11 protein-coding genes are annotated in these 10,710 nt (G+C 66.5%); 6 read left to right on the forward strand and 5 right to left on the reverse strand.

Annotated elements, in window-relative coordinates; translation table 11 throughout:
- Positions 1–27: 27 nt before the first annotated feature.
- Positions 28–1,653: a pilus assembly protein TadG-related protein gene (locus NH448_RS20185; RefSeq protein ID WP_366078350.1), complete on the forward strand. Its 1,626-nt coding sequence runs from the start codon at positions 28–30 to the stop codon at positions 1,651–1,653.
- A 3-nt stretch (positions 1,654–1,656) separates the two neighbouring features.
- The gene (locus tag NH448_RS20190) at positions 1,657–2,094 is read left to right on the forward strand and encodes a TadE family protein (protein WP_124804980.1); all 438 of its coding nucleotides are present in this window, start codon (positions 1,657–1,659) and stop codon (positions 2,092–2,094) included.
- Between the two features lie 137 nt (positions 2,095–2,231).
- Here NH448_RS20190 and NH448_RS20195 read toward each other — a convergent pair whose 3' ends face one another.
- The 3 genes from NH448_RS20195 to NH448_RS20205 all read right to left on the reverse strand — a co-directional run bounded on the left by NH448_RS20195 (position 2,232) and on the right by NH448_RS20205 (position 5,078).
- A complete protein-coding gene (locus NH448_RS20195; RefSeq protein ID WP_045991409.1) occupies positions 2,232–2,480 on the reverse strand; it encodes a YfhL family 4Fe-4S dicluster ferredoxin in 249 nt (82 codons plus the stop codon).
- A gap of 187 nt (positions 2,481–2,667) precedes the next feature.
- Positions 2,668–3,147 carry a pantetheine-phosphate adenylyltransferase gene (gene coaD, locus NH448_RS20200; RefSeq protein ID WP_045991410.1) on the reverse strand — a complete coding sequence of 160 codons (480 nt, stop codon included), beginning with the start codon at positions 3,145–3,147 and terminating at the stop codon, positions 2,668–2,670.
- Positions 3,147–5,078, reverse strand: a complete 1,932-nt coding sequence (locus tag NH448_RS20205; protein WP_213230080.1) for a beta-ketoacyl synthase — start codon at positions 5,076–5,078, stop codon at positions 3,147–3,149. Before NH448_RS20205 ends, coaD begins: the two co-directional genes overlap by 1 nt.
- 543 nt (positions 5,079–5,621) lie before the next feature.
- Between NH448_RS20205 and NH448_RS20210 the strand changes: the two genes are divergently transcribed.
- Entirely contained in the window at positions 5,622–6,311 is a 690-nt protein-coding gene (locus tag NH448_RS20210; RefSeq protein ID WP_253029311.1) for a class I SAM-dependent methyltransferase, read from the forward strand.
- 59 nt (positions 6,312–6,370) lie between these two features.
- Here NH448_RS20210 and NH448_RS20215 read toward each other — a convergent pair whose 3' ends face one another.
- The gene (locus tag NH448_RS20215) at positions 6,371–7,276 is read right to left on the reverse strand and encodes a LysR family transcriptional regulator (protein WP_253029312.1); all 906 of its coding nucleotides are present in this window, start codon (positions 7,274–7,276) and stop codon (positions 6,371–6,373) included.
- 113 nt (positions 7,277–7,389) lie between these two features.
- On the opposite strand from NH448_RS20215, the gene NH448_RS20220 reads away from it, so the two are divergent.
- Together NH448_RS20220 and NH448_RS20225 are read left to right on the forward strand one after the other, a co-directional pair.
- A complete protein-coding gene (locus NH448_RS20220) occupies positions 7,390–7,806 on the forward strand; it encodes a PACE efflux transporter (protein WP_253029313.1) in 417 nt (138 codons plus the stop codon).
- Positions 7,701–8,132, forward strand: coding sequence for a multidrug efflux SMR transporter (locus NH448_RS20225; RefSeq protein ID WP_083970209.1), 432 nt, complete (start codon positions 7,701–7,703; stop codon positions 8,130–8,132). Before NH448_RS20220 ends, NH448_RS20225 begins: the two co-directional genes overlap by 106 nt.
- On the opposite strand, the gene NH448_RS20230 is transcribed toward NH448_RS20225, so the two are convergent.
- Positions 8,126–9,550 carry a mechanosensitive ion channel domain-containing protein gene (locus NH448_RS20230; RefSeq protein WP_253029314.1) on the reverse strand — a complete coding sequence of 475 codons (1,425 nt, stop codon included), beginning with the start codon at positions 9,548–9,550 and terminating at the stop codon, positions 8,126–8,128. The two genes, NH448_RS20225 and NH448_RS20230, sit on opposite strands and share 7 nt — an antisense overlap.
- Positions 9,551–9,866: 316 nt before the next feature.
- Between NH448_RS20230 and NH448_RS20235 the strand changes: the two genes are divergently transcribed.
- Positions 9,867–10,710: D-alanyl-D-alanine carboxypeptidase (locus tag NH448_RS20235; protein WP_253029315.1), on the forward strand; the 844-nt coding region annotated here is incomplete at its 3' end.

Below are 10,710 nucleotides of genomic sequence, written 5' to 3' on the forward strand. Positions count from 1 at the left end.
CCAGCCTCCCAGCGTGGCGCCATCGGCGTGATGACCGCCTTCTTGCTGGTGGGGCTGGTGGTGGTGGTGACGCTGGCACTGGACGCCGGTCGCCTGTATCTCGAGCAGCGACGACTTCAGCAGGCTGCCGACCTGGCGGCGGTCTCGACGGCAGCAGGCTGCGACGCGCTGTTTCAGGGCGAGGCGTGCCGCTCGGGAGAGCTGCGCCAGGCCGCCATCGCCGCCGCCGCGGCCAACGGCGTCGTCGTGGGCGCCGATAGCGAACAGGGCGAGGCCACTCTGGGGGTGACCCAGGGGGCGCTGGACGATGAAGGTGTTTTTGATGACGAGGAGGGACTGGCCAACGCCGTCAGCGTGGTCCTGAACCGCCAGGTGCCCAGCAGCCTGCTGGCCAACCTGGGAGAGCTGCTCGGGAACGAGGTGGAAGATCTGGTCATGCTCCAGGCCAGCGGTGTGGCGCGGCGAACCGCGGTGGTGACCCTGAGCGCCGGCACCCGCCTGCTTGCGCTCGATACCAGCGAGTCGACGCTGCTCGATGCGCTGCTCGGCAAGCTGATCGGGGGGAGTCTCGATCTCACCGTGCTGGGTGCAGATGACGGCGTGGGCCTGGACGTCAGCCTGGGCGAGGTGCTGGACGTGGACGCGCTGGACGTCGACCTCGATGAGGGCCTGACTCAGAACTTGGCCCAGACCTTGAACGAACCTCTGGTTCTGCACACGCTGGGCAGTCGACTGGCATCGGTGTTGGATCTGGCGGGTGGCAACCCGGTGCTTGGCGACGCGCCAGGAGATAGCTTCACCCTGGGCGAGCTGCTGGCGATCGATACCAGCGGCGAAGTGTCGATGACATCCTTGCTCGAGGCGCGCGTTCCGGTACGGGATCTGCTCGAAGGGGCGCTGCTGCTGACGACCAGCAAGCAGCAGGATAGCGTCAGCCTCGGCTTGGCCGATCTCTCTCCGCTTGTTGTCGGCCTGGGGCTAGGCCTTGCCGATATCTCGCTTGAACTCGACGTCATTTCGCCGCCGAGCATCGCCGTGGGCCCTCCGGGGCCCTCAGCGGCAAGCCTCGCGAGCGATTGTGCACCTTCCAGTTGCTATCGCAGCGTGGCACGCAATGCCCAGCTCGGGGTGGCGCTGGATGTCGAGCTGAATGTTCTTGGGCTGATCGGTGTGAAGGCGAGCACGCGAGTGACCGGGGCCAGTGGCAAGGCGGCGATCGGTTCACTGGCCCCAGCGGACGATAGCCTCGCGCTGACGCTCGCCGCCAGGCGCGAACTGCTCGAGGTCACCCAGTCGGTGGAGGGTACTGGATTGCTCGGCATCGGCTCGGTTTCGCAGACCGTGCGCTCCGGCGGGACTGGTGATGCCACGCAGCTCATCCGCTGGCCAGCGCAGAAGGGGGCGGAGTTCGATGACCAGGGGGGGGCTCAACTGACCGGCGTGCTCAGCGGCCTGCTATCAGACCTGGGGCTCTCGGCGCTGTTGTCCGGGACCCTCACGGACGTCAATACGATACTGCTCGAGCCGCTGCTCGAGGGGTTGGGCATCGGTATCAACACCCTGGAGGTGCGGGTGCTGGCGGTGGACGCCGGAGGCGTCGAGTCGTTGACTGCCTGCGAGGCAACCCAGGCCGGCTGTCGAGGAGGAACCTAGACCATGCATAGAGGCAAGGGCACGCGAGCGTGCCGCCAGGGCGGAGCAGTGGCCATCGAGTTTGCCATCGTGCTGCCGATCTTCCTGCTGTTGCTGTACGCCCTGGTCAGCTATTCGGTGGCCATGGTGCAGCAGCACCAGTTGACCCAGGTGACCAGCGAGGCGGCCAGGTCTGCCGCGGTGGTGGCGAGCGCCCCCTGGCTCGCCGACGAGGATATGCTGGCCGAGGCCACCCAGCGAGTGCTGGACAGCATCGAGGCCATGGGCTGGCTCGCCGACGATACCCCTGGCTGCATCGAAGGTGCCAGGGTGGCGATCGAGGACGACACCCTCACGGTGTGTCTTGAGCGCTCGCTTTCGATAAAGACCTTGAGCGTGGCGGGCATCAGCGTCCCCGATCTGCCCGACGCCTTGAGTGGGCGGGCGGTGATCAAGCTCTAGCCGGGGTGCCGCCCCTGGCCTTGAAACGACACGAGCCGCCCTTGGGCGGCTCGTTGAGATTTTCGGGTCGTGGCTTGCGAGAGGTGGTGTGCGGGCCGTGGTGTGCGTCGTCGAGCAGGCCTGGCCCGTTGCCGGACTCAGGCAGCGGTGATGATGTGGTACTTCTCCATCAGCTGATCATGGCTCTCGACCCGCTCCGGGTCCAGCGGAATGCAGTCCACCGGACACACCTGCTGGCACTGGGGCTCGTCATAGTGGCCCACGCATTCGGTGCACAGGTTGGGATCGATGACGTAGATCTCCTCGCCGGGAGAAATGGCGCCATTGGGGCATTCCGGTTCGCAGACGTCGCAGTTGATGCACTCGTCGGTGATCATCAGTGACATTGGGGGTCCTCGCGCAGAGTCGTGGCCACAGGGCCAAGGCAGCGTGCCGCCGGAATCTCGCCGTCGCGAGGGGGCCGGGCAGGCTGCACGGGGGCTCGGCATGGCCGATAGCCACCCTGGAGTTCGGGATCAACGGGAAGACCACGGCCTGATCGCAGCGCGCCGAGGTCAATTCCCAGTGTGATGGTCAAGTATTGTAATGGCTACGCAGGGTTTGTGCGACCTTGGGGTGCACATGCTTCGAGATGTCGCCGCCCAGCCGAGAGATCTCCCGCACCAGGGTGGAGGAAATGTAGGAGTTCTCCACCTCCGGGGTCAGGAACACGGTCTCCAGGTCCGGCATCTGGGCGCGGTTCATGTTGGCCAATTGCAGCTCGTACTCGAAGTCGGAGACGGCGCGCAGTCCTCTCAGCAGCACCCGGGCGTTCTGCTCTTTCATGAATTCCGTCATCAGGCCGGAAAAGCCCACCACCTCGACGTTGCCAAGGGAGGCAACCACCTCGCGGGTCAGCGCCAGACGGGTGTCCAGGTCCAGCGTCGGGCCCTTGCCAGGGCTCGAGGCGATGGCCACCACCACCTTGCCGAACAGCCGCGAGGCGCGCTCGATCAGGTCATAGTGGCCATTGGTGATGGGATCGAAGGTGCCAGGATAGATGGCGGTGGTCATCACCTCTTCTCCTGTCTCTCGTCAGCGAACGGCGTGTCCAGCTCGTCGCCGGCTTCGTCGAGCCGGCCGAAGGGATTGTCCACGCTCAGCGACACCGGCTGCTGGTAGCCGGGGATGTGGATGCTGTCGGCACCGACCTCAAGCTCAGGGCCTTCCAGCACGCCTTCACCGAAACGATAGCGCACGGCGAAGTGTCCCGCATCGGCCTGTTGGTGGTAGACGGCGGCCTGGGCCCGGGTCGCCTCGCGACGCTCGCGCCAGGCGGCCATGGCATCGGCGCCGTGGCGCTTGGCCAGCAGCCGTTCGGTGGCCTCGGGGGAGATCAGCACCCCGGTGGCGTTGTTGCCGCCAAAGCCCTTGGCGTTGATCAGGCTGGCGTCGGCCTTGAACGCCTGGGTGTCCTTGAACAGTCGCAGGCGCTCGGCGTGGACGTCGTCGGCGACCCGGTCGAGGGTACAGATGCCCGGCAGCAGGCCGTAGGCGAAGCTGCCCAGGGCGTTGGTGAGCTGGTCGCCGGCGGCGCTGCCCTGGGAGTGGCCAAGGTAGGCCTTGATCGCCACCACCGGCCAGTCGGTGATGCCGTGGGCCTTGGCCACGGCGTCGAACACATGGGACTCGGTGGTGCGGTTCTTCGGCGTCGAGGTGCCGTGGGCGTGGATATAGCTGCGTTCTCGCAGGCTGGTCTCGCCGAGCATGTCGCGAATCAGCGAGCAGGCCTTGCCGAGGGTCACGTAGTTGCCGATGCCGGGGGCCGAGATCGAACGCTTCCAGCCGTCGGCGTTGACGAACACCTCCGGTGCGGCGGCCAGGATATCGGCACCCACTTCCAGCGCCAGGCTGTCGTCCATCAGCATCACGAACTGGCTGGACTCACCCATGGTAAAGCCGCAGTTGCGGGCGAAGGGGCGGCTGGCGCGCTGGTAGTCGGCGTCGGTCAGAAGCTCCAGGGCGTCCAGCGCCTTGAGGCTGTCGTCGTCGGCCAGCGCCCCCATGGTGCGAAAGCCCTCGATGATCTCGGGGGTGATCGGGGCGTCCGAGGTGCCGACCATGACGATGCGGCGGCGGCCGCTTCTGATGTCGTCGATGCCCAGGCGCAGGTTGTAGAGGAAGCTGGCGCAGGCGCCCAGAGCGGCGCCGGTGGCACCGACGCTACCCAGCACATAGGCATTGAGGAAGTCAGCGGGCATCTGGCCGTAGCCCAGCGGCATCTGCTTGGAGGTGGCGCGCTTGCCCGAGACGAAGCTCTTGAGCAGGCCTCCCCAGCCCTCGTCGTCGAGCTGACCGATGGAGTTGCCGGCATAGACGGCGATGGCGTCCGGGTCCAGGCGGTCGCGCAGCGAGTCCCAGTCGAGTCCACTGTCACCGAGGCAGTCGCTGGCGGCGAATACCGCCATGGACAGCCCGCGCGGGTGATGCACGCTACGGTAGAGCTGACTCGGGTCGAAGCCGCTGGGCAACTGGCCTGCGGCACGGACCTGGGCCTGGCGGGTCTCCGGCAGCATCACGTCCATCTGGCCGGCGGGTACCGTGACTTCCAGATGATGGCGATCGACCTCACGCACCTGCCAGGTGGGCGGCAGGTTGTCCGGTAGCTGCCTGCGGCGCAGGCGAAAGGTCAACGGCGATTCCAGCGCCAGGTTGGCGCGGCGATTGGCGGGCAGCCCCTCGTCATTGAAACGGGGATCCTCGATGCGACGAATCAGGGTGTGACTGAGCACTTGGTCGCGGGTCTCCAGCGCCAGCTGGGCGGCATCGAGCACCTGCCCCTGGGCGTTGTGCCAGCGCTGGTCGGCGTCGCAGTGCGCCAGGCGCATCATCGCCGCCAGGCCGAGCAGGGTGGAGGTCTGCTCGGCCTCGGGAAGGGCGTCGAGCACGGTGCGACGGAAGGCCTGGTGGCCCGAGGTACGGCCGGCCGGGTTGACGCCGCCCATGCCCACGATCACCGGTAAGTGTGACAAGCCGGAGTCCTCGTATTGAAGCGGGTGAAAGGCTCGCTCTCGGAGCGGAGAAACGACATTGAAGGGCGCTGCGACAGCCCCGGACAGCCTGGCTGTCCGTGAACGAGGTAAAGACGGCTCGACTCTCGTGTTGCCTTGCAGCGATAGCGTGACGATCGCCTGCAAGCGTCGGTCGAGAGGAGCCTGAACCTCACCATTCTGGCGGCGAGGAGTCGTGCCTCGCGCGATGCCGCGTGCGCCCCAAGCAAAACGCCGTTCGATATTGCCATGGGAGAGGGATTCAGGCCAGCGATGTTAGCACTTGGTCTTGCCTCAGTCATGCGCGTTTCGGTGAAGCCAAGGGGGAGAAAGGCTTGGCGCCGGGGCTCGCGCCTGGTCTCGCTCGACAACGTGGATGGTGAAGGCGGGACGAGTCCTGCGGTGTAAGCCCCTGCTTACGCGTGAGGCACTTGATACACTGCACGCCAGGGCAAGACCAGGTCTTCGCCTCGCCGTTTCCACTGCCCGAGATCGCCCATGTCCGACGCCCCCCGCATCGTCACCTCGAACCAGACCGGCCCCCACGAGGACCTGCCGCGTCGGGTCAGTCGCGGTCTGTCCCATGTCTGGCGCAAGCCGCTGGCCGAGCACACCCGTGACGCCTTCGCCGAGGCCGAGAGCTGGCGCAGGGCTCAGGGTGAGCGAGGGCTTATTCTCGACGCCTGCTGTGGGGTCGGGCTGTCGACCCGCAAGCTGGCCGAGCAGTTTCCCGAGCACTGCGTGATCGGCGTCGATCGCAGCGCCGATCGACTGTCGCGGGACCACGGTCGGCTGCCGGACAACGCCCTGCTGGTGCGCGCCGACCTGGTCGACTTCTGGCGGCTGGCGCTGGCTGAAGGCTGGCGACCGGAGCGCCACTACCTGCTGTACCCCAACCCCTATCCCAAGTCGGTGCAGCTCAAGCTGCGCTGGCACGGGCATCCGGTATTTCCCGCCATCGTCGGCCTGGGCGGACGTCTCGAGGTGCGCTCCAACTGGCGTCTGTACATCGAGGAGTTCGCCATCGCCGTGTCCCGGGCCACCGGCGTCACCACACCGCTGGGGCCCTTCGACCCCGGCGATGACCCGCTCACCCACTTCGAGCGCAAGTACCATGAGCACCACCAGCCGCTGTGGCATCTGGTCGTCAACCTTGACCATCGCCCGGGGCTGATGCCCGGCATGTAAGCGGCCACTCGCCGACTCCCAGGCCGCCACTCTACCAGGGGGTGATCACGGCACATGGCTCATCGGGACGAACTGTGCTCCAGCGCGCGGAAGCTTTCGCCAAGGGTCCGGGCGAGCCAGCTGGCGATGGGGCCACGAGCGGCGTCGCGGCGGGCCACCGTCTCCACCTCGATGGTGGGGGGCTCGCCGAGTCCCGGTCCGGTCAGCTCGACCAGCTGGCGACGGAAGGGCGGATAGTGCGCGATGTGCTCCGGTACCAGCGACCAGCCAAGCCCGCGGGCGGTCAACTCGGCCATGGAGTAGAAGCTGTTGAGTCGCCAGTGCTGGGGGCTCAACGGTTGTTCGGCCTGACGGTCTGGCTGGCGCGAGGCGATCATCAGCTGGCGATGATGGGCCAGTTCGCTAGGGGTCACCGAGTGGACGCTGGCCAGGGGGTGGTCGCTACCCGCCACCCAGCGCTGGCGCAGGTGGGCGATACGCTGACCCTCCAGCGGGCCGGCGGTGTGGGCCTGGCTCAACAGGATGCCGAGATGGGCGGTGCCCTGTTCGACCCAGTCGGCGACGTCGCCCTGGGCGCCGTAGAGCAGGGTCAGCGACAGCGCCGGGTAGTGTTGCGCCAGTGCCTCCAGGGTGGCATCCACCGGCGGCATCTCGACCAGCGCCTCGTGGATCGCCACCACCAGCTGGGCCTCTTCGCCCTGGGACAGGGTCGCGGCTCGCGCATTCAGGCGCTCGCACTGGGCCAGCACCGCCCTGGCTTCCGGCAGTAGCGCCTGACCCGCCGGGGTCAGGGTTGGCGAGCGCGAACTGCGGTCGAACAACTCACAGGCCAGATCGAGCTCGAGATGGGCGATGGCGGTGCTCACTGCCGACTGGGCGCGGCCAAGGTGGCGCGCCGCGGCGGAGAAGGAGCCGCGCTCGGCGCAGGCAATGAACAGGCGCAGCTGATCCAGGGTCCAGTGCATGGGGTGGGTCTCACCTATCGTAAAACCTGATAGTAGCTACCTGGCAACCATCGTCCAAGTCACTAGAATAGCGATCCATCGATAGTCATCATGCCGTCGGCGGGAGTAGTGAAATGCGGTCGCTCAAGGAACGCCTGGTCCATATGGTGTCGTTTGAATTCGGCGGGCTGGTGATCGTCACCCCGTTGGCCAGCGTGCTGACAGGCCACGGTCTGGGTGAGATGGGCGCGCTGGCGGCGGGGCTGGCCACCGCCGCCATGCTCTGGAACCTGGTCTGGAACTGGCTGTTCGATCGCTGGCTGCCGACCCGTCGGCGCACCCTGTCCCAGCGTTTCGCCCAGGCCATGGGCTTCGAGACCGGGCTTCTGATCATGACCCTGCCGGCGGTGGCCTGGTGGATGGAGATCGGCCTGGTCGAGGCATTCTGGCTCGACGCCGGCTTCATGCTGTTCTTTCTGGTCTATGCCATGGTCTTCAATTCCCTGTTCGACCGCATCGTCGAACGTCGACTCCACGGAGCAAACGGATGAGCTACTTGTACCTGGCGCTCGCCATCGTGGCCGAGGTCATCGCCACCTCGGCGCTCAAGGCCTCCAACGAGTTCACCCGGCTGTGGCCAAGCGTGGTGGTGGTGGTCGGCTACCTGGCGGCCTTCTATCTGTTGTCACTGGTGCTGCGCAGCGTGCCGGTAGGCATCGCCTACGCCTTCTGGGCGGGGCTTGGCATCGTGTTGGTGACCCTGGTGGGTATCGTGGTCTACGGCGAGAAGCCAGACCTTCCCGCGGTGATCGGATTGGCCATGATCGTGGGAGGTGTCGCTGTCATTCAGCTGTTTTCCTCGGTGTCCTCTCACTGATGGGGTGGTTCGTCGTGTGACCGGGCGGAGTCGTTGCCCCCCAGCAGGTCGGTGCGGCCTTCCGGCGGCGTCGTAGTGCCGATGGACTGCTCGATGGCCCGGCGTTCGGTCTCGAGGCCGCCTTCGGCACTGGTGGCGTCGGCATTGTCGCTGGCCGGGACGACGTTGCTCGGTGCTGGCGTGGCCGGTGTCGCGACTCCCTGAGGCGGCTCGACGGCGGAGACATCTGATGGGGAAACGACGGGTACCCCCTGGGGAAAGATGATTTCCCGGGCCTCGTCCGGCATCGAGATACCGGCTGCGGTCAAGGTGTTCTTGATCTGGCGCAGTACTGCCGAGCGCAGCTTGACGCCGGCGATGGTCTGGCCGTCAAACCAGAAGTAGGCCTTGAGATTGACCGTGGATGCGCCAAGGGCATCGACCAGTACCATGGGTTCGGGGTGCGCGATGATCGCTTCGTGCGCGGTCAGAACCTGATGGATCAGCGTCTGGGCATGGGTGACAGAGTCATCGTAGCCGATGCCGATATCGACGCTGGTCCTGAGGCCTGGTGAGGTGGAGTAGTTGATGACGATCGTCTTGAAGATCGTGGCATTGGGAATCTGAATATGATTGCCCTCGGCAGACAGCAGCACCGTCGAGCGGGCGTTCATGCTTTGCACGATTCCGCTGTGCTCTGCGACGGTGATCCAGTCGCCGCGACGAAAGGGCTGGCGTATCGACATGATCAGCGTGGCCAGGAAGTTCTCGGCGATGTCGCGAAAGGCAAAGGATACGACAATGCCGATCATGCCGGCGCCGCCGACCACGGAAAACGCCAGGCCGGTCAACCCGGCGACCTGCAGGATGAGATAGATGCCGAGCAGCAACACAGGAAGGGCGATGGCACGGGCCAGCACCTGGCGTAGAAAGGGCGAGGCGACACGCTTGCGCAACAGACGCCTGGCCAGCGCCGAGACCAGGCGTGCAAGCAGCCAGGCCAGCGGCAGCACCAGCAACGCCAGCAAGGCCAGCGGTACATAGGTCAGCGCCTCGCGGCCAAAGCGCCCAAGTTCGTCGATGACCGGCGTCAGCGACAGCGTGAATTCGGGCTGCACCTCGATGCGATTGACGACGGCGACAACGCCCTCGGTCTTGGCGGCCAGGGAACCGGCCCAGTCGCGGTGGTTCCCCGAGGCCGTCGCACCGTCCAGGTAGACGATGCCTTCCTTGACCTCGACGGCGAGACTACGATACCAGCCGGCCGAGGCCAGAATGCCGGTCAATCGACGTTCGATATCGGCATCCTCGGTGCGCTCGGAGACCGCGATCGTCTGGGTGCCCTCGACGCTCGGCGCCTCCTGGGCACGTGCGCTGCTGTCGAGTACGACGTTGCCAAGCATGGTGCCAAGGATCAGTACGTACAGGATCCCGCGCATGGCCTTTCTCCACGAATGCAAGTCGCTTCTCAGCATGCTGGTATTTTCCTGGCTTAGCTACTGCAGGCTGTGCTTGGCTGGCGCTGTTTCTGCTCGTCGATACGCGCGGTCGTGCGTCGGGTGACGTCGGTCGAATTGGGCGGGTGGTTCTCCGAGGATTGCGAGAATCGTCACCGATCCGCCGCCGCCCCGGTTGCGTAGAGAGCGTGCGTGGTCATGTCATCAAGCTATAGTCGAATCCTTGGACGCCAGGCGGTAGACTCGGCCCTCGTTGCGCCGCATGGGCGCAACGCCCGTTCATCGCAGGGAAGTCTTCATGTCGCCTCGCTCGCCATTCGCCTGGCCCGTTCTCCTCGTTTCCGCCCTGGTGGCGTTGTGCCTCACGCTGTTGTCCGCCGCCTCGGCGCAGGCCGCCGGCTTCGGCAATCTGGCCGAATTATCCAAGCAGGGCTTTCTGATCAGTGCCGAGGCACGTCTGCTCGGCACCGGTGATGCGCCCGGCGAGACCCTCGGCAGCCTGACCCCGGAGCGTCAGCTCACCCCGGCCTCGGTGACCAAGGTCTACACCGCGGCAGCGGCGCTGGATGCCTGGGGCCCGCAGCATCGTTTCACCACCGAGCTCGTCAGCGCCGCGCGCCCGGGAAGCGACGGTACCCTGGCCGGCGATCTGGTGATGGTGGGGGGAGGCGATCCCAGCCTGACCAGCGAGGACCTGTGGCGCCTGGCCCAGCGTCTGCACCAGGCCGGGGTGCGCCGGGTGACCGGACGGCTGGTGGTCAGTCAATGGCGCTTCGGTCCGGTGACCTGCCGGACCATCGATCGCTGCACCGCCCGTGAGCGCTCCGACAACGCCTACAGCGCGCTGCTGACCTCGGCCGGGGTCAACTACGGTAGCTGGTGCGTGCAGGTGGCGCCTGGTGCCGTCGGCGGCCCGGCGCGTATCACCGGCTGCAACAGCCAGGCGCCGCTGTTCGCGGTCAACAACAGGGTCACCACCCAGGGCGCCAACGCCGGCACCAGCCTGCAGGCGACCCGGGTCAATGGCGCCGAAGGCGAGACCCTGACGGTCAGCGGCCAGATTTCGTCCAACGCCCTGCCGCGCGAGGTCTACCGTGCCAGCGCCGACCCGGCGGCCCAGACGGCGGCGACCCTCAACGCCA

Origin of the sequence: Halomonas sp. OfavH-34-E, from assembly GCF_024124525.1 — a bacterium.
Lineage (GTDB): Bacteria > Pseudomonadota > Gammaproteobacteria > Pseudomonadales > Halomonadaceae > Halomonas > Halomonas litopenaei.

Excerpts from the sequence above, each read along its gene's own strand:
- NH448_RS20190 (WP_124804980.1), top strand. The coding sequence starts at position 1,657 with ATGCATAGAGGCAAGGGCACGCGAGCGTGCCGCCAGGGCGGAGCAGTG.
- NH448_RS20195 (WP_045991409.1), bottom strand. The coding sequence starts at position 2,480 with ATGTCACTGATGATCACCGACGAGTGCATCAACTGCGACGTCTGCGAA.
- coaD (WP_045991410.1), bottom strand. The coding sequence starts at position 3,147 with ATGACCACCGCCATCTATCCTGGCACCTTCGATCCCATCACCAATGGC.
- NH448_RS20205 (WP_213230080.1), bottom strand. The coding sequence starts at position 5,078 with ATGGGCGGCGTCAACCCGGCCGGCCGTACCTCGGGCCACCAGGCCTTC.
- NH448_RS20210 (WP_253029311.1), top strand. The coding sequence starts at position 5,622 with ATGTCCGACGCCCCCCGCATCGTCACCTCGAACCAGACCGGCCCCCAC.
- NH448_RS20215 (WP_253029312.1), bottom strand. The coding sequence starts at position 7,276 with ATGCACTGGACCCTGGATCAGCTGCGCCTGTTCATTGCCTGCGCCGAG.
- NH448_RS20220 (WP_253029313.1), top strand. The coding sequence starts at position 7,390 with ATGCGGTCGCTCAAGGAACGCCTGGTCCATATGGTGTCGTTTGAATTC.
- NH448_RS20230 (WP_253029314.1), bottom strand. The coding sequence starts at position 9,550 with ATGCGCGGGATCCTGTACGTACTGATCCTTGGCACCATGCTTGGCAAC.